Raw genomic sequence first — 18,560 nt, 5'->3', positions numbered from 1 at the left:
CGAAGCGCTCCTTGTAATTCCCGCCACCAACGCCTGATTTGGGAAAAGGTTGCGCCGCGCGGGGCGAGGACGTCACGAGACGATAGAGCAACAATGTCGTTGGGTGTGGCGAGCTTTTACTCTGAATAGCCAACTTCAGAAGAAGTGGCTCCCCGGGCCGGATTCGAACCGGCGACCTGTCGATTAACAGTCGAATGCTCTACCGCTGAGCTACCAGGGAACATCTGCGCCGCAGAAGTGAGGCTGCCTATAGCAAACACTTTTCAGCTTTGCAAAGAACCATTCTGCTTTTTTCTCGGGAAATTTTGAATGGGGTGGTGGCAATCACCAAATACCGCACTCATATCGGCCATTCGCTGCAAGCGGATGTCAACGCACGCCGGAGTTTACGGCATGGAATGGTGAAATGGACGACAGACGAGAAACAGGCGACTCGCTTCGGGACGCTCCACCGCGCCGCATTCGCATTTTCGGACGTGAAATCGCCATGCCTCAGTCGCGCGGCCTTCGGATCGCAATCGGCGTGCTACTGATTTTCTGCGGGTTCTTTGGCTTCCTGCCGATTCTCGGCTTCTGGATGATTCCGGTGGGGGTACTGGTTTTGTCTTACGAGTTCGCAATGATCCGGCGTTATCGCCGCCGTACGGCCGTCTGGTGGGCACGGCGGAAACGGCCCTCGGAATAGGGTCGGGCCTTTAGAGGCTCTTCAAAGGCAGTGGCTGAAGGCCGCAGAGGATTTTGCGACGAAAGGGACAAGCCCGCTTGACGCCCAAATCTGGGCAACCTATTGAAGCGCCTGTAGAACGCCCGAGCGGCGAGGCCTCATGGCGGAGTGGTTACGCAGAGGACTGCAAATCCTTGCACCCCGGTTCGATTCCGGGTGAGGCCTCCAGCTCCGGGAACTGATATGTTCGGTGGGCTTGGTTCTAGGACGAACCATCAGTGCGCTGGTGGCGCGAAAGAAGGTCGGGTTCTTGCATGGACATAGATTTCTCCGCATTGCGCGTGAAGATGGTCGATGGTCAGGTCCGCACGACCGATGTCACCAATCTGAAACTCCTCGACGCTTTGCTGACGGTGCCGCGCGAGGAGTTCGTCGAGCCGGCTCAGCGGCAGCTCGCCTATATCGATGAGGACTTGCGTTATCTTGTAGCCGGCGGTGAGCAGCCGCGCTACCTTATGGAGGCGTCGCCCTTCGCCAAGCTGGTCCAACTCGCCGAAATCGGCCCAAACGACTTCATTCTCGATGTCGGTTGCGGCACCGGCTACTCGTCGGCGGTGTTTTCCCGTTTCGCAAGTTCTGTCGTGGCTCTGGAAAGCGATCCCGTCCTTGCCGAGAAGGCCGCGGCCAAGCTCGCCGCTCTTGGCTATGACAATGTTGCCGTCGTTCAGGGAGACCTGAATGCCGGTTACGCCAAGCAAGGTCCTTACGACGTCATTTTCCTGGAGGGCAGCGTGGGTCAGGTACCCGCCGCATTGCTTGGCCAGTTGCGCGACGGCGGCCGTCTTGTCGCGGTGGAAGGGCAGGGCAACGCTGGTATCGCCAGGCTTTATGTCAAGTCCGGAGACGTCGTTACCGCACGACGTGGCTTTAATGCGGCAATTAAGCCACTCCCGGGCTTCGAACGCGCGCCGGAATTTCACTTCTAACAGTATTTTTCTTGCGGCACTTCTGGTGCCGTGATGAATTGTTAATGCTTTGGTATTTCCGATTCTCTGTACGCTTCTCCCAGGCGGACATCGAACGGCAATGCGAATTGGTCGGTCTCATTTTATGGCCGTCAGCATTAACCGAGGGTGATTTTCGTGTCCGTTGTTCGAAAAGCAATTTTTGCTGCCATTTTCCTGTCTTCAGTTGCCGCCGCGCCAATTTCCGTCAACGCCGAGACCATTTCGGGAGCGTTGGCAAAAGCATATCAAAACAACTCGCAGCTGAACTCGGCGCGTGCCGGCGTACGCGTCACCGATGAAAGCGTGGCCATTGCCAAGTCTGGCTGGCGTCCGACCATCGCCGGTTCGGCAAGCGTCGATTATACCGACACCTCCAGCACCAACGCGAGCACGCAACTCACCACGGGAGCGTTCGGCGTTCAGATCCAGCAATCTCTGTTTGACGGCTTCCAGACCAAGAATAATGTCGCAGCGGCGGAGTCGCGCGTACGCGCTTCCAACCAGAGCCTGCGAAACACCGAGCAGAATATTCTCTTCAACGCCGCCTCCGCCTACATGGATGTCATCCGCGACCGCCAGATTGCGACTCTGACGGAGCAGAACCTGCAATTCCTGACTGAGCAGGTGCGGGCGGCGCGCTCGCGCTTCGAGGTCGGGGAAGGCACCCGAACAGACGTTGCGCAGGCCGATGCAAGCCGTTCCGCAGCTGTAGCAAATGTAGCCGCCGCGCGCGCGCAAGCGCTGACGAGCGCTGCGACCTATCGCCAGATCGTCGGCGAAGATCCCGGCAAGTTAAGCGGTGCTGCGCCGCTGGCGAAGCTGCTGCCACGCAGTCTCGATGGGGCAATCGCCATGGCGGCGCAGCAACATCCCGCTATCCTTGCCACACAGGATTTGGTGGATGCGGCTTCTTTCGTCGTGAAGTCGTCTGAAGGTGCGTTGCTCCCCCAGCTTTCGGCGTCCGCGGGAGTCAGCCGCAACTACCGCAACACCCAAGGCGCAGGTAGCGGTGCGAATGACGGCTATTCCACTTCCGCCACCATCGGTGCGACGCTGTCCATCCCGATCTATTCCGGAGGGCGCACCTCCGCCACGATCCGCCAGAACAAAGAATCGCTGGGTCAGGCACGCATTGAGGTCGACGTCAGCCGCGATTCGGTACGTCAGGCGATCTCGTCTGCCTGGACGCAGTATAGTGCGGCACAGGAAACCGTTGTTGCCAACCGCGAACTGGTTAGCGCAGCACGGCTCGCGCTGAACGGCGTCATCGAAGAGCGCAATGTCGGTCAGCGCACCACGCTGGACGTTCTCAACGCCCAGGCTGACGTCATCAGCGCCCAGATCAACCTTGCCGATGCGGAGCGCACGGTCGTCGTTGCCAGCTATGCGATCCTTTCGGCCATCGGTGAACTCAGCGTGGAGCGCCTCGGCCTTCAGGTCGCAAAATACGAGCCGAAAGAGCACTACAACGCAGTCAAGGACAAGTGGATCGGCTTGCGCACGCCGGACGGGCGCTAGGCACAAGCTGTCTCATCAAAGCCGCGCGTCCCGAAATGGGCCGCGCGGCTTTTGATTCCATAGGCGTTTATCCTGTTGAAACATCAGGGCTTCTGGAATGGGGGATTCTCTCAAACCTTCCGGTGGGTTACGCTCGGAAATGTGATTCGTAGCCAAGTCCCGCGCCGTTCGCCGGATTGGACCCGCAAAGGCATTGATCGTAACCATGGCCCAAGCAAGCATTGTTCAGCGTGAACCCTCGATGGAGGAGATTCTCGCGTCTATCCGCAGAATCATCGAGGATAATGACAGCGGACGTAAGCCCAGCGCCGAAGAGCAGGCCATCATCCCCCCTCCGGCGAACCAGGACCGCGAGGAGGCCGCTTTCCGGGCGGAGCTGCGTGGCGGTTTTGATGCCGCGTTGCCCGGCGCCGTTTCTCTGGATAACTCTAACGATAGGATGGCTTTTGATGCCTCTTCCGAAGAGGTGGGTAGGGTTGAAGCCTGGGCTCGCGAGGAGGCTGTGACCGGAGCGCCCAGTGACGCAATGGTCGAAGCACATAGCGAGCAGTCCGAGACTGCGGATTCGGTCGCTGGTTTTGTGACGGCAGCCGAAGAAGAAGTGACTTCATACAAGTCGCAAGAGATAGAGCCGGGAACAGAAGCGCCCCAAGGCTCTGTTTTCGAAGCGGCCGAGCTAAGCGACACTGCGTCCATCGAAGAGGAGGCCACCGAGATTACCGATACCAACCCAACGACGGGAACTGCCCCGATTGCCGAATCCGTCGGCAGCCCAAATGTGCGGCCCGCGATACTTTCCGAACATGCTGGACATAACATCGCCGCGGCGTTCGGAGAGCTTTCAGAAATGGTAGCCGCCCGTCCGCGCCGTAGTGTCGATGACATTGCTCAGGAGATGCTGCGGCCGATGCTTCAGGAGTGGCTCGACAAAAAGCTCCCGCCGCTGGTTGAAAAGCTCGTGCGTGAAGAGATCGAGCGCGTGGTGCGCGGGGGCTGAGTTCGCCCATAGGCTTGCCTTCGAAACGCCGCCTTCGGGCGGCTTTTTCGTTTCCTGGGCAGAAGTGAGCGGCAGTTGACTCGGCTTTGCCCTTCCGATTTACACCAGACGACATTTTTTCCGGACATGGCGGACCCAATCCGATGCTCGATAAGACATATGATTCCTCAACCATCGAACCCAGGATCGCCAAGACCTGGGAAGACGCGAACGCGTTTCGTGCGGGCGCAGGTTCCGAGCCGGACGCCGAAGCTTTCACCATCATGATTCCGCCGCCCAACGTCACGGGCTCGCTGCATATGGGCCATGCGCTCAACAACACGTTGCAGGACATCATGGTCCGCTTCGAACGCATGCGCGGAAAGAATGTGTTGTGGCAACCGGGTATGGACCATGCCGGCATCGCGACACAGATGGTGGTTGAACGCAAGTTGATGGAAAGGCAGATCCATCGCCGCGATCTGACGCGCGAGGATTTTGTCGACAAGGTCTGGGAGTGGAAGGCGGAGTCGGGCGGGCTGATCTTCAACCAGCTCAAGCGCCTCGGGGCCTCCTGCGATTGGAGCCGCGAGCGCTTCACCATGGATGAAGGTCTGTCCAAGGCTGTGCTTGAAGTCTTCGTCACGCTCTACAAGCAGGGTCTGATCTACAAGGACAAGCGACTCGTCAACTGGGACCCCAAACTTCTAACCGCCATTTCTGACCTTGAGGTCGAACAGCACGAGGTTAATGGCAACCTCTGGCACTTCCGCTATCCGATCGAGGGCATGACCTTCGACCCGGAAAACCCGGACACCTACATCACCGTCGCCACCACGCGTCCTGAAACGATGCTCGGGGATACCGGCGTTGCCGTTCATCCCGAAGATGAGCGCTACACGCATCTCGTCGGCAAGCATGTCGTGCTGCCGATCGTCGGTCGCAAGATTCGCGTCGTTGCCGATGAATATTCCGATCCGGAAAAGGGCACCGGCGCGGTCAAGATCACGCCGGCACATGACTTCAACGATTTCGAGGTCGGCCGCCGCCACAAGCTTCCCGCGATCAATATCCTGACAGTGGCCGCAGCCATAACGCTCAATGAAAACGAGGACTTCCTGGCCGGCCTTGAGCCATCTCCCGAACAGCGCGCGCTCTGGGCCGAATTCGAAGGGCTCGATCGCTTCGCCGCTCGCGAAAAGATCGTTGCGCTGATGGATGAGGGTGGTTTCCTCGCCAAGATCGAGCCACACCGGCACATGGTTCCACATGGCGACCGCGGCGGCGTGCCCATCGAGCCGTTCCTGACCGACCAGTGGTATGTCAACGCGGCCGAACTCGCCAAGCCGGCGATGGCGTCCGTCCGCGAAGGTCGCACCAACTTCGTTCCCAAGAACTGGGAAAAAACCTATTTCGACTGGATGGAGAACATCCAGCCCTGGTGCATTTCGCGCCAGCTTTGGTGGGGCCATCAGATTCCGGCCTGGTACGGGCCGGACGGCGCGATTTTTGTCGAAAAAGACGAGGAAGCGGCGCTTGAGACCGCCATCCAGCATTATCTTTCGCATGAGGGCGTCTGGAAGGCCTGGGTCGAAGAAAAGCTCGAAAATTTCCAGCCTGGAGAAATCCTGACCCGTGACGAGGACGTGCTCGACACGTGGTTTTCGTCAGCGCTGTGGCCATTTTCAACGCTGGGCTGGCCGGACCACACGCCGGAGCTGAAGACCTACTACCAAACCGACGTTCTGGTCACCGGTTTCGATATCATCTTCTTCTGGGTCGCCCGGATGATGATGATGGGCCTGCATTTCATGCATGAGGAGCCGTTTCACACCGTTTATGTCCACGCCTTGGTGCGCGACAAGAACGGGCAGAAGATGTCGAAGTCTAAGGGCAACGTCATCGATCCGCTCGATCTGATCGACGAATATGGTGCGGACGCGCTGCGCTTCACGCTGACGATTATGGCGGCGCAAGGCCGCGACGTGAAGCTCGACCCGTCGCGCATTGCCGGATACCGCAATTTCGGCACCAAGCTGTGGAATGCGACGCGCTTTGCTGAGATGAACGGCGTGTCACGCGACGATAGTTTCTGGCTCAACGACGCTAAGCTGCCGGTCAACCGCTGGATTCTGACCGAGCTGACGCGTGCGGCGCGCGAGATCACCACATCGATCGAGACCTATCGGTTCAACGAGGCAGCCGGGTCGGCCTATCGTTTTGTTTGGAACCTCTTCTGCGATTGGTACCTGGAACTTCTGAAACCCATCTTCATGGGCGAGGATGAGGCTGCAAAGGCTGAAAGCCGTGCCGTCGCAGCCTTCGTTCTGGACGAGATCTACAAGCTGCTGCATCCGATGATGCCGTTCATGACCGAGGAGTTGTGGGCGCAGACGGCGGGCGAGGGCAGGACGCGGGAATCGCTGCTGTGCCATGCGGCATGGCCTGCGCCGGACTTCGAAGATGCCGAGGCGGCGGCTGACGTCAACTGGCTGGTCGACCTGGTCACAGGCATCCGCTCCGTGCGCTCGGAGATGAATGTTCCCGTAGCTGCAATCGCCCCACTGGTTTTTGTCGGCGCAAACGACCTGACCCGACAGCGTCTGACGCGGCACGAAACAGCTATCAAGCGGCTGGCGCGCATCGGTGACATCAGCCACGCGCCTCTGGCGCCGAAGGCGGCCGCTCAGATCGTGGCTGGTGAGGCTGTCGCCTGCTTGCCGCTGGGCGACGTCATCGATTTGACGGCAGAAGCAGCGCGCCTGCAGCGCGAACTCGCCAAGACCACCGACGAGATTGCGCGGCTTCACAAGAAGCTTTCCAACGAGAAGTTCGTCGCCAACGCACCTGAGGATGTCGTGGCGGCGGAGCGGGAGAAACTCGAAGAATATCGTGCTGCGCAGGAGAAGCTGTCGCTGGCGCTCGATCGCGTGCGCGGGGCGGAATAAAGAGCGACGATTCGGACCGTATCAGCGGTCCGAATCCCGCCTTGTTCCGTTGGGGCAGGCATGATCCAGACCTCTTTCTGCCCATTTGTTGCCCTAATGTTACATTGGACCACGGCAGTCGGTAAATCGGCCGTTTTCGCCGCAATCGCTTTCAAAACAGCTTCGAAATTAGCTTTGTTTGGTTCAAATCCGGCTCATTTCCACCTTTTATTGCCGCTCGGCTGGTGGATCTGATGTCGAGTTGAACTTGACGGCTCTATTCAGGTTACAAATGCCGGTTGCGCGTTTTGCAAAAAATCGCACAACATCCTCGTCAGTACTCCGGGGAGAGGGATTTATGAAGACTTCACGTATGTTTGTGCTGTTGGGGGCAACGGCGATCACCCTGTCTATGGCTGCGGCTTCAAACGCGGGTGGCCTGGAACGCGGTGGCTACAACGTCGACCTTTTGTTCGACGCATCACCTTTCGCAGGCGAAGTTACAGGCGCTTATGTGATGCCGAACCGGAAGTTCAACAATGTGCGCGACATCAATCCGTTGAACGGCGTTGGATCAGACGGGTTGGGCGGTGGCGATACCGATGGTGTTCGAGATACTCGCAATTATTGGGTTCCTCGCGTCGGTTTTAAAGCTACCATTGGCGGCGGTTTCGATTGCATGGCCGACTATTCCCAGCCTTGGGGTGTTCACACAAATCCAGGCGCCAACTGGGCCGGTGCGAACGACAACATCGAAACCAAGATCGAGAGCAACAACTATGCTGCGACCTGCTCCTATAAAATGGATGCCGGTCAAGGGCAGTTCCGCATTCTCGGCGGTGTTTTCTACCAAGAGGTGAGCGGTTTCAAAATTAGGCAAGTGGCACCGGATTTTGCCGTTCCTGGCAATGGCATCGGCAAGTTGGAGCTTGAAGGCGACGGCGTGGGCTGGCGTATTGGCGCTGCTTATGAAATCACTGACATCGCGTTGCGGGCCAGCCTCGTCTACAACAGTGCTGTCGATTTGGGCGACATCACCGGTACGTTGGACCTGTCTCAGGTCAACGGCGTTGTTTACGATGTCTTCGGCACTCAGAAGATGCCGCAGTCTCTCGAATTCAAAATTCAGTCCGGTATTGCTCCTGATTGGCTGGCTTTTGGTTCCGTAAAATGGGTAGACTGGAGCCAATTGGGTATCGTGAGCTTTTGCTCTACCGCAATCCAGGCCGCTGGGCTTTCCTGTTCGTATAAAGGCGCGGGCTTCCTTACCTCCCTCGATCTTCTCTACCGTGATGGCTGGACTGTTTCCGGCGGCATCGGACATAAGTTCAACGATCAATGGAGTGCGTCTGCGGCGATCACCTGGGATCGTGGTACCACGACGGGCTTGAATGCCCAGACGGACACTTGGACGGTTAGTGGCGGTGTCGCTTACGCTCCGACGCAGAATGTGGAAATGCGCGTCGGCGGTGCACTTGGCATACTGACAAGCGGCTCCGCAGCCCCCATCACCATCGATGGCAACACCTTTGGCGGTGAAGCCACCTACGATTTCGACAACGATCTCGTCAGCGCATTGTCCGCCACGCTCAAGGTTAAATGGTAACAACCTCCCAAGTCGAACTCAAAGCCGGGCTCTGCCCGGCTTTTTTGTTGCTGCTTAGGGCGCCGTTTGCGGTCGTAAAGTTTTCCTCAAACTGCTGGTGAAGATTTGTGATGAATCCGCAACAGTTTCTGAACATGCGCTGGGCTACAGTCCGAGGCATGGAAATTGCCCCTTTCCCGCCATAAACCGGTCGCACCCAAGTGATCTATTATGAAGGTCCCAAAAGGGGCAGGGCAGTCCGCAATACAGCGGCAGGATGAAGACAGACGTGATGTGGCAGCAGGATCGGAACGAGGCGAAACGTAGGGCAAATGATGCCTTTGCGTTGCGTTCGGATCGTGTCTCCGGGCGGGTCGGAAGAAACACACTGCTATGCGCATAAGTGAGTTGGTAAGAATATCGGCGCTTGCTGCGGTCTGCCTCGGTTCGGTGGCGGGAAGTACTGTGGGTGCGTTCGCCTTTGACGAAAAAGTATTCGACGACAAGACGGGCAATGTGAAGCCGCAGTCCAGCCCATGGGCCGTGTTCCAGTTTGGCTTCTCCGCCTACAAGAACGGTCATAAGGATCAGGCAGTCGAAGCCTATAAATATGCCGCCGAAAACGGCCAGATCGGTGCGACATGGAAGCTTGCCCGCATGTATGCGGAAGGCGATGGCGTCGCCCGCGACGATTATGAAGCCTACAAATTCTTCAGCGAGATCGCCAATCAGGACGTCGAGGTCGGCTCGCCTGAGGAAAGCTATATTTCCGATGCGCTGATGGCGCTTGGCGACTATTCCCGCAAGGGCATTGCCGGAACGGCGGTGAAGCCCAATCCCGGTCTTGCGCAGGAATATTACATGCGGGCCGCCGCGAACTATCGCAATCCGAATGCCCAGTTCGAGATGGGTAAGATTTTCCTCAACGGCGAGGGTGTAAAGGCGAGCGCCAAGCAGGCTGCACGTTGGCTGCAGCTTGCCGCTGAAAAAGGTCATGCCGGCGCTCAGGCGACGCTTGGCAATCTGCTGTTCCAGAGTGGAAAGGTTGTTCGCGGGCTTGCCATGATGACGGCAGCACTCGACCGGGCGGCCCCAGGCGACCAGCCCTGGATCCGCAACATGCAGGAAGAGGCTTTCGCGCTTGCCGGCGAGGACGACCGCCGCACTGCGATATCCCTGGCGGGCGATCTTCTGACGCGCGGTTCGGCGGACTGACGCGCCAATCTGCGTGGCGATAATAAGCAAATCAAACTGTTGGTGAAGCTTCTTCGTGCTGTTTCGAACGGCGACGACTAGCGCTTTGCGTTAAGTTGGCGCTTCAGGCCGGCACAAACGCCAGTTCCACGGCCACAGGCACATGGTCGGAGGGCTTTTCCCAGGCTCGAACATGCTTTTCGACTGATATGGATGAAAAACGGTCGGCAGCCTCCGGCGACAGCATCAGATGGTCGATACGGATGCCGTTGTTCTTCTGCCAGGCGCCGGCCTGATAGTCCCAGAACGTGTAGATTTCTGGCGAGTCGCTCGCCATGCGAAGGGCTTCAGTAAAGCCAAGATGTTCAAGCCGCCGAAAAGCTTGGCGGGTCTCCGGCTGAAACAGGGCGTCATTGACCCACTGTTGGGGAAAGCGAGCATCGGCGGCTTCTGGGATGACATTGTAGTCGCCGGCAAGCACCAATGGCTCTTCGAGCGCCAGCCGTTCCTTGGCCCAGGCTTCTAGCCGCGCCATCCATGACAGCTTGTAGGGAAATTTCTCCGTGCCCAGTGGATTGCCGTTGGGCAGATAGAGCGAAACGACTCGCAAAACGCCTTTTTCGGTCGAGAACACGCCTTCGATGAAACGTGCCTGTTCGTCGCTATCGTCGCCGGGAAGGCCGCGATTGACCTCGTCGAAAGGGAGCTTCGACAGAATTGCGACGCCATTGAAGCCCTTCTGCCCGTGCGTCTCGACATTGTAGCCAAGCGCTTCGATCTCAAGACGTGGAAATTGCTCGTCTACACTCTTGATTTCCTGCAGGCAGACGATGTCCGGATCGCTTTCCTTCAGCCAGATCAGGAGATTCTCAATGCGCGCCTTGATGCCATTGATGTTCCACGTGACGATCTTCATCCCCGCGGCTCAGATGGAGAAGCTGGTGCCGCAGCCGCAGGATGCGACAGCGTTCGGGTTCTTGATCTGGAACGACTGACCCATAAGGTCGTCAACGAAATCAATCACCGAACCGCCCATGTAAACGACAGAGAGATCATCGATAAGCACGGTGGCGCCGTCCTTTTCGATGACGATGTCGTCGTCGTTGCTGCCTGAGACCAGGTCAAATTTGTAGGAAAAACCGGAGCAGCCACCGCCTTCGACCGATACGCGCAACGCCGACTTACCGGGCTCGCCGGCGACGATCTTGGCGATGCGCCGCGCCGCGGCATCGGTCACATCCACCTTCATGCTCGTCTTCACATCCGCGCCCATGGCAGTCACCTTGCTTTTGGATTCCGATCATAGGTATGAACGACAGACAGGCAAGTCAACCGGCAGGGACATGGACCAACGGCGCAAACTCGGCGACATCGGCTTCGGCTATCGGCCGCGTGCGCCCTATGCTTGTGATCCGGCCGCTACGCGCGGGCGCTTCGTCGACGAGGACGAAAGCCCGACACGCACGCCGTTTCAGCGCGACCGTGACCGCATCATTCACTCCACCGCTTTTCGCAGGCTCAAACACAAGACCCAGGTCTTCGTGGCGCATGAGGGCGACCACTATCGCACACGGCTGACCCATACGATCGAGGTCGCGCAGATTGCCCGCGCCCTGGCACGAGCGCTTCGGCTGGACGAGGATTTGGCCGAGGCGATAGCGCTGGTTCACGATTTTGGCCACACCGCCTTCGGTCACACTGGCGAGGACGCGCTGAACGACAAGATGGCGGCGTGGGGCGGTTTCGATCACAATGCGCAGTCGCTGCGCGTGGTCACCAAGCTGGAGAGCCGCTATGCCGATTTCGACGGGCTCAACCTGACATGGGAGACGTTGGAGGGACTGGTCAAGCACAATGGCCCGCTGACCGACAAAAGCGGCAAGGGACTTCGCGGCCCCGTGCCGCAGGCTATCCGCGATTTTTCCGCCCTCTTCGATCTCGAACTTGATCGCTACGCCAGCCTCGAGGCGCAATGCGCGGCCATTGCCGACGATATCGCCTATAACACCCATGATATCGATGACGGGTTGCGCTCTGGCCTGTTGACCCTCGACATGATCGGGGAGGTGGCCTTGCCGGCTTCGATCCTGGCAAAGGTGCGTGAAAAACATCCGACACTCGATCCCATGCGCGCCGGGCACGAGTTGATGCGCCGCCAGATCACAGCCATGGTCGAGGACGTCATCACGATGGCCACCGCCAATATTGAGCGTGTAAAGCCATGCAGTGCTGACGATGTCCGGAATGCGGGCCAGATGATCGTTGGGTTCTCGCCGCGCATGCGCGAGGCGGAAAAGGAACTCAAGGTCTTCCTCTATCGCAGTCTCTACCGCCACTCTCAGGTGATGCGCGTCCGCCAGAATGCCGACAGCATCGTCCGCGATCTTTTCGAAACCTACATGGCTGATCCCCGCGAGATGCCGGAAGGCTGGCGAGAAGGGCTCGATCGCGCCGAGGACAAGGTCAAGGCACGCCATGTCGCCGACTTCCTGGCTGGGATGACCGACACCTATGCCGTCAAGGAGCACCGACGTCTGTTTGACCGGACGCCGGATTTGAGTTAGGCGCAGCGCTGAAATCAACCTTATGTTGAACAATCAACATTGGTAGATGTCGCTGACTGAGAAATCGTAAGAAAGCCTGCCATGAACATCTTCGCCGACTTCAGCGCGCGGATCAAAAACGCCGTACAGTCGCTTGAGCTGCAATCGAAAGAGGGCGGCGCGCTCGACATGTCCCGTATCACGGTCGAACCGCCGCGCGATGCGTCACATGGCGATCTGGCGACCAATGCCGCCATGGTGCTCGCCAAGCCGGCCGGACAGAATCCGCGTGCCCTGGCCGAACGCCTTGCTGCGGTGTTGCAGACCGACGCCGATGTCGCAGCCGTCGAGATCGCAGGTCCGGGCTTCGTCAATCTGCGGCTGAAGGATGCGTTCTGGCGTAAGCAACTCGTCGGCATGCTCGATCAGGCAGTGGATTTCGGTCGCTCCAAAGTCGGCGGCGGCAAGAAGGTCAATGTCGAGTATGTCTCGGCCAACCCGACTGGGCCGATGCATGTCGGGCATTGCCGCGGCGCTGTAGTGGGCGATGCGCTCGCCAATCTGCTGGGCTTTGCCGGCTATGAGGTGACCAAGGAATACTACATCAATGACGCCGGCGCGCAGATCGCCGTACTCGGGCGTTCGGCATTCCTGCGCTATCGCGAGGCGCTTGGTGACGACATCGGCGAAATTCCGGCCGGTCTTTATCCGGGCGACTATCTCGTTCCCGTCGGGCAGGCGCTGGCCGAGGAATTCGGCCGCGACCTGCTGCAGAAGCCGGAAGAGGAGGCCCTGGCGCTGGTCAAGGACCGCACCGTTGCCGCTATGATGGTCATGATCCGCGAGGATCTGGCGATGCTCAATGTGCGGCACGAAGTATTTTTCTCCGAACGCAGCCTGCATGCCGACAATGCAATGGCGATCCGCTCGGCAATCACCGATCTGACGCTGAAAGGGCACATCTACAAGGGCAAGCTGCCGCCGCCCAAGGGCGAGAAGCCGGACGACTGGGAAGACCGCGAGCAGACATTGTTCCGGTCGACCGAGGTCGGCGACGATGCCGACCGGCCGCTGGTCAAGTCGGACGGCTCCTTCACCTATTTCGCTGCGGATGTTGCCTATCTGAAGGACAAGGTCGCGCGCGGCTTCGAACAACTCATTTTCATCCTCGGCGCCGACCACGGCGGTTATGTCAAGCGCATGGAGGCGCTCAACAAGGCGGTTACCGACGGGAAGGTTGAGTTGACGGTGCTGCTCTGCCAACTCGTCAAGCTATTCCGCAACGGCGAGCCGGTGCGGATGTCCAAGCGTTCCGGCGACTTCGTCACCTTGCGTGAAGCGGTGGAAGAGGTGGGTCGGGATCCGATCCGCTTCATGATGCTTTATCGCAAGAACAGCGAGCCGCTGGATTTCGACTTTGCCAAGGTGACCGAGCAGTCGAAGGAAAACCCCGTCTTCTACGTACAATACGCCTCGGCGCGTTGCCACTCGATCTTCCGTATGGCGGGCGAGCAACTCGGCCGCGACATGACGGACCGTACCGACATGAAATCGGCGGGTGAGCGGTTGGTCGACGAAGGCGAGATAGGGCTGATCAAGAAGCTGTCCGAATATCCGCGTCTCATCGAGGCAGCGGCGCAGTTTCGCGAGCCGCATCGGCTGGCCTTCTACCTCTATGACTTGGCCAGCAGCTTCCATGGACAATATAATCGTGGCAATGATGATCCGGACTTACGGTTTGTTAAGGTTAACGATCCAATATTGACGCATGCCAGACTCGGGCTGGTGCAGGCTGTTTCGGATGTTCTCACATCCGGCCTGGCGTTGATCGGAGCGGATGCGCCGACCGAAATGCGCTGAGCCACCAGAGGCGCCCTGTCACCTTTTGCCCACATTGCGCTGGTATCGGCCAACCTTGCGCGGCGCCGTGGCGTCCCCCAAAAAGTGCGAGTTCGGGAGAAAATGGCAAATAGAACCGAGTTTAAGATCGCCGATCGCAACAACGATGTCGCAGACGACGATCCGTTCGCCGAACTGACCCGCATCATGGGTTTCGACCCACGCGAGCCGGTTTCCCGGTCCTCCGGTGTGGAATCAACGAATCGCGAGCCTTCTTTCGAGGATGACTATAATGTCGACCTCGAAAAAGAGTTGCTTGGCGATTTCGGGCAGCAGGACGATTTTGTCGCGGCGCCGGCGGTCTATCACCGCGAACCGGAGTCACGGCTTGTAGAGCCGCAGCAAGCGTCAGCAGCCGAGGATGATTTTGCGGATTTCGAGTTCGCTACTCTCGATGAGGCGCTTGAGCCGGTGCTACAGCAGCCCAGCGAGCCAGTCGCGGATTTGCCGCCGCAGGCTGCGGACTTCGTGGTCGAGCAAAATTATGCTGACGAGCCCGTGGCTGCATTCGACGATGCTTTCGATGCCGCGCTCGCCGAGGACGCTTTAGTGTCTGACGACTTCGAGCCCGTCGCTGAAGAGCGCTATGCCCCAGTTTCCGAAGAGCGTTACGAGGCTGTTACCGAGCGGCGTTATGAACCGGAATTCAGCGTTTCCGCGCAGCCCGACTCTGAATATGCCGACCATCAGTCCGCAGATGCTCCGCAGCCCGAGCTGCCGCTCCGCGAAGTTGCTTTCTCCGAAAACGACCACGATTTCGACTTCGCCGTCGAGCCGTCTTTCGAAGACGAGCTAAGCGAAACCGCATCGAGCGAACCGGTGCTGCCGGTCGATGTGGAGCCGCAGTGGCAAGCGCAATCCTATACTGCGTCCAGCGTTTCCGCTCCGGTCGCTGCGCCGGTTGCCCAGTCGCAGAGCCTTGAAGACGAACTGAATGCGCTGTTAGGCAATATGACCTCGCCGGCGTCGGCTCCACAGGCTGTTCAGCCTATTGTCGAAACGCAGCCTGTGATGCAGCCAGAGCCGGACCTGAGCGATCTCGATTGGGATCTCGAAGTCGATGTCGAAGACGATTTGGCGCCGGTCGCCGCCGCCCATGAGTCGTCTGTCTCGGTCGAAGAGCCTGTCGTCGGTGCCGAAGAGCCGGAATGGGATTTGACCCCGCTCGATGCCGCGCCATATGGCGAAACGCCGATGCACGAACCTGTCGCGGAAGATCACGATTTCGACCTGTCTTTCGATGACGATGCCATCCAATCTCAGCCGGAAGTCGTCGCGCCGGTGCACGTCGCGCCTGCGGTTGCTCCGGCTCCGACCCCTGCGGTTCGCGCCGGCGGTATTCTCAGTTCCATGCGTTCGGGCGCAGCGCGCGCCTGGGGCTTGAGCACTCCGGTTGCTCCGCGCAGTGAGGCGGCTGCGGAAAAGCAGTCTTATGAGCTCGCTTACGCTCCAGCCGTTGCGGCGATGGCCACGCCTGTCGCTGCCTCTTACGCGGAGCCGGAAGTCGAGGCCGAGGCCTATCATGCGGAGGAGCCGGCTGCCTACGAGGTGCCGACAATCGAGCCGGTGGCTAAACAGTCTGCCGATCTCGATCTGGACCTGGATTTCGGTGCCGAAGTTCAGGAGGACCTGGAGGCCGAACTTCTTGCTGCCGTTTCGACCTTCGAAGAGGCGCCCGAAATCGAGACATTGGACGTGCCGGAGCAGGCCGTTGCCCTTGCCGACGATCTCGACATTCCGGAAATCGACTTCAAGGACGAGACCCAGCCCGCTGCTCCCTATGACGATTTCGACAACGAATTCGCCGATCTGATCGGCGAGATGACGGCGCCGGAAACGCCGGCTGCCCCGCCGCAGCAAGTCTACGCAGCGGCATCAGGCGCGGCTGCGGGCTATGCAGCAAGCTATGACCGCCGCCCTGCAGCGTCTGCAGACAACGCTGCTTCATCTGCCCATGCGCAGCCATCCGCAGCCGCTTCGGCGACGAGTGGACAGCAGGGTTCCTACGACTTCGACGATCTGTTCACCACTCCGCCTGCAACCGACAGTCTGGCTAGTGACGACCTCGACTACGATCCGGATTTCGACGAATCGATGTCGAATGCCGAATACGGAGAGCAGGAGCCGCGGTCGCGTCGCGGCATGATGCTCGCCGCAGCCGTCGCTGCTGTCGCCATCATCGGCGGCGTCGGCGCATTCGCCTTCTCGTTCGGCGGCGGTTCCGATGGCGGCGAACCCTCACTCGTCCGAGCAGACACCACACCGATCAAGGTGCGGCCGGAAAATCCTGGCGGCACGGTGATCCCGAACCAGGACAATAAGGTCTATGATCGCGTTGCCGGTGCTTCGGGAGGTGCCGCAGGCCAGCAGACTCTGGTCAACGAGGCCGAAGAACCCGTCGACATCGCACCCCCGGCCGCTGAGCTGGAAGAGACCACCGAGGACGTGGCAGGTGCGACGCCGAAAGGTGAGGACCGCATCGAACAGGTGATCCAGGACCAGGAAGACACGCAGAGCAGCGAAACCGCTGCCGTTGCGCCCCGCAAGGTGCGCACGATGGTGGTGCGTTCCGATGGTTCGCTCGCACCGCGTGAAGAGCCTGAGCCGGTCAACGTTGCCGCTGCCGAGCCAGCCGATCCGGCACCGCAGCGTGTCGGCACGCCGTCCAACGAGTCCACTGGCGCCGTAACCCCGACAGCTCCAGCCTCCGCGCTGCCGGCTGCCAATGCTCCTGCCGCTTCGACGCCTGCCAGTGCTCCGGTTGCTCCCCAGCGTCCGGTCGCCCAGCCCGCCGCCCCGGCACAGCCGGAACAGGTCGCAGCCGCAGCACCTGCCGCGGCGGCCGCTGCCGGCGCCTGGTCGATGCAGATTGCTTCGCAGCCTTCGGAAGCCGCGGCGCAGTCGACTTATCAGGACCTGTCCCGCCGCTACGCCAGCGTGCTCGGCGGCAAGCAGGCCAGCATCGTCAAGGCCGAGATCGCGGGCAAGGGCACATTCTGGCGCGTGCGAGTTCCCGCCGGAAGCCGCAACGAAGCCATCAGCCTTTGCGAAAGCTACAAATCAGCAGGCGGCAACTGCTTCGTCTCCCGCTGATCTCAACGAACCTCCAGGGAAGCCGGTGCCTTCGGGCGCCGGCTTTTTTCATGTCCGCCGCGACCTGTCCAAGCCCGCATCCAGAGATTCCCTTCCGTTCCTCCTGCCTCTAAGATGATGGTCATGACCGAATCAAAATCGATGATCCTTGGATGTTCCGGCCTGGTGCTGACGCCGGAAGAGATTGCGTTCTACCGGGCCGAGAGGCCTTGGGGCTTCATCCTGTTTGCCCGCAATATTGCCGAACCCGATCAGATCCGCGACCTCGTCGCTTCGATGCGCGATGCAGTCGGACAGCCGGAGGCGCCGGTCTTCATCGATCAGGAAGGTGGCCGCGTGCAGCGGCTGCGCCCGCCGCTTGCGCCGAATTATCCGCCGGCGGCAACGATTGGGGCGCTTTACGCCCGCGATCCGCATGCAGGCGAGCGGGCCGCGTGGCTGCTTGGACGGTTGCATGCCTTCGACCTGCGCCGCTACGGGATCACAGCGGATTGCCTGCCGGTGCTTGACGTTCCGGTGGAGGGCGCCAGCGATGTGATTGGTGCGCGCGCCTATGCCAAGACCCCGGATGTGGTTGCTCTTTTGGGGAAGGCCTCTGCCGATGGGCTCATGGCGGGCGGCGTATTGCCGGTGATGAAGCACATTCCCGGTCACGGTCGCGCGGTCGCGGATACCCATTTCGAGCTTCCCACCGTCCACACGCCGATTGACGAGCTTCGCCGGCACGATTTCGCACCCTTCAAGTCGTTGAGCCATCTTCCCGCCGCCATGACCGCACATGTCATTTTCGCAGCGATTGATCTCGATGCGCCGGCGACGACGTCAGCGAAGGTCGTCGGCGATATCATTCGCGGCGAAATGGGTTTCGACGGTCTCCTGATGAGCGACGACACGTCCATGAAGGCGCTTTCTGGGGATTTCGCGTCTAAGGCGGAGGCGATCCTTGCAGCAGGGTGCGATATCGTACTTCACTGCAACGGTGTCATGGACGAAATGAAAGGCGTCGCCTCTCGCTCCATTCCGCTTGCGGGTGCTGCGCTCGATAGAGCCGAGCGTGCGCTTGCGATGATCGGCAAAGAGGACGGCGCCGACGAACTCGCCTTGCGCGGCGAGTTTGAGGCATATTTTGAGGCGGTTGCCTGACCGCCCAATGA

At 59.7% G+C, this 18,560-nt stretch carries 13 protein-coding genes and 2 tRNA genes; 12 read left to right on the top strand and 3 right to left on the bottom strand.

Going from position 1 to position 18,560, the window contains the following annotated elements:
• Positions 1-145: 145 nt before the first annotated feature.
• A tRNA-Asn gene (locus ICI42_RS18100) sits at positions 146-220 on the bottom strand.
• 186 nt (positions 221-406) lie between these two features.
• Between ICI42_RS18100 and ICI42_RS18095 the strand changes: the two genes are divergently transcribed.
• The 8 genes from ICI42_RS18095 (at position 407) to ICI42_RS18060 (ending at position 9,892) form a co-directional block, all read left to right on the top strand.
• On the top strand, positions 407-685 hold the full coding sequence (locus tag ICI42_RS18095) for a hypothetical protein (RefSeq protein ID WP_188166010.1): 279 nt from the start codon (positions 407-409) through the stop codon (positions 683-685).
• A gap of 133 nt (positions 686-818) precedes the next feature.
• Positions 819-892 (top strand) — tRNA-Cys (locus ICI42_RS18090).
• 86 nt (positions 893-978) lie between these two features.
• Positions 979-1,650 carry a protein-L-isoaspartate O-methyltransferase family protein gene (locus tag ICI42_RS18085; protein ID WP_188166009.1) on the top strand — a complete coding sequence of 224 codons (672 nt, stop codon included), beginning with the start codon at positions 979-981 and terminating at the stop codon, positions 1,648-1,650.
• A 156-nt stretch (positions 1,651-1,806) separates the two neighbouring features.
• A complete protein-coding gene (locus ICI42_RS18080; protein WP_188166008.1) occupies positions 1,807-3,189 on the top strand; it encodes a TolC family outer membrane protein in 1,383 nt (460 codons plus the stop codon).
• Positions 3,190-3,394: 205 nt separating this feature from the next.
• Positions 3,395-4,186: a PopZ family protein gene (locus tag ICI42_RS24150; RefSeq protein ID WP_188166007.1), complete on the top strand. Its 792-nt coding sequence runs from the start codon at positions 3,395-3,397 to the stop codon at positions 4,184-4,186.
• Between the two features lie 143 nt (positions 4,187-4,329).
• Positions 4,330-7,113 (top strand): valine--tRNA ligase, encoded by a 2,784-nt coding sequence (locus tag ICI42_RS18070; RefSeq protein ID WP_188166006.1) that lies wholly within the window; start codon positions 4,330-4,332, stop codon positions 7,111-7,113.
• A gap of 337 nt (positions 7,114-7,450) precedes the next feature.
• Positions 7,451-8,698, top strand: a complete 1,248-nt coding sequence (locus tag ICI42_RS18065) for an OmpP1/FadL family transporter (RefSeq protein WP_188166005.1) — start codon at positions 7,451-7,453, stop codon at positions 8,696-8,698.
• A gap of 372 nt (positions 8,699-9,070) precedes the next feature.
• Positions 9,071-9,892 (top strand): tetratricopeptide repeat protein, encoded by an 822-nt coding sequence (locus ICI42_RS18060; RefSeq protein WP_188166004.1) that lies wholly within the window; start codon positions 9,071-9,073, stop codon positions 9,890-9,892.
• A gap of 103 nt (positions 9,893-9,995) precedes the next feature.
• On the opposite strand, the gene xth is transcribed toward ICI42_RS18060, so the two are convergent.
• Together xth and erpA are read right to left on the bottom strand one after the other, a co-directional pair.
• The gene (xth, locus tag ICI42_RS18055; protein ID WP_188166003.1) at positions 9,996-10,787 is read right to left on the bottom strand and encodes an exodeoxyribonuclease III; all 792 of its coding nucleotides are present in this window, start codon (positions 10,785-10,787) and stop codon (positions 9,996-9,998) included.
• Between the two features lie 9 nt (positions 10,788-10,796).
• Positions 10,797-11,144: an iron-sulfur cluster insertion protein ErpA gene (gene erpA / locus ICI42_RS18050; protein WP_188166002.1), complete on the bottom strand. Its 348-nt coding sequence runs from the start codon at positions 11,142-11,144 to the stop codon at positions 10,797-10,799.
• Positions 11,145-11,214: 70 nt separating this feature from the next.
• Between erpA and ICI42_RS18045 the strand changes: the two genes are divergently transcribed.
• The 4 genes from ICI42_RS18045 to nagZ all read left to right on the top strand — a co-directional run bounded on the left by ICI42_RS18045 (position 11,215) and on the right by nagZ (position 18,549).
• Positions 11,215-12,435 carry a deoxyguanosinetriphosphate triphosphohydrolase gene (locus tag ICI42_RS18045; RefSeq protein WP_188166001.1) on the top strand — a complete coding sequence of 407 codons (1,221 nt, stop codon included), beginning with the start codon at positions 11,215-11,217 and terminating at the stop codon, positions 12,433-12,435.
• A gap of 81 nt (positions 12,436-12,516) precedes the next feature.
• Positions 12,517-14,274 (top strand): arginine--tRNA ligase, encoded by a 1,758-nt coding sequence (gene argS, locus ICI42_RS18040; protein ID WP_188166000.1) that lies wholly within the window; start codon positions 12,517-12,519, stop codon positions 14,272-14,274.
• A gap of 102 nt (positions 14,275-14,376) precedes the next feature.
• Entirely contained in the window at positions 14,377-17,406 is a 3,030-nt protein-coding gene (locus tag ICI42_RS18035) for an SPOR domain-containing protein (protein WP_188165999.1), read from the top strand.
• Between the two features lie 123 nt (positions 17,407-17,529).
• Positions 17,530-18,549: a beta-N-acetylhexosaminidase gene (gene nagZ, locus ICI42_RS18030; protein WP_188165998.1), complete on the top strand. Its 1,020-nt coding sequence runs from the start codon at positions 17,530-17,532 to the stop codon at positions 18,547-18,549.
• The last annotated feature ends 11 nt before the right edge of the window (positions 18,550-18,560 follow it).

The organism is Oryzicola mucosus (genome assembly GCF_014534685.1).
Lineage (GTDB): Bacteria > Pseudomonadota > Alphaproteobacteria > Rhizobiales > Rhizobiaceae > Oryzicola > Oryzicola mucosus.
Note: the sequence above shows the minus strand (reverse complement) of the source record. Positions and strands in the feature narration are given on the sequence as shown.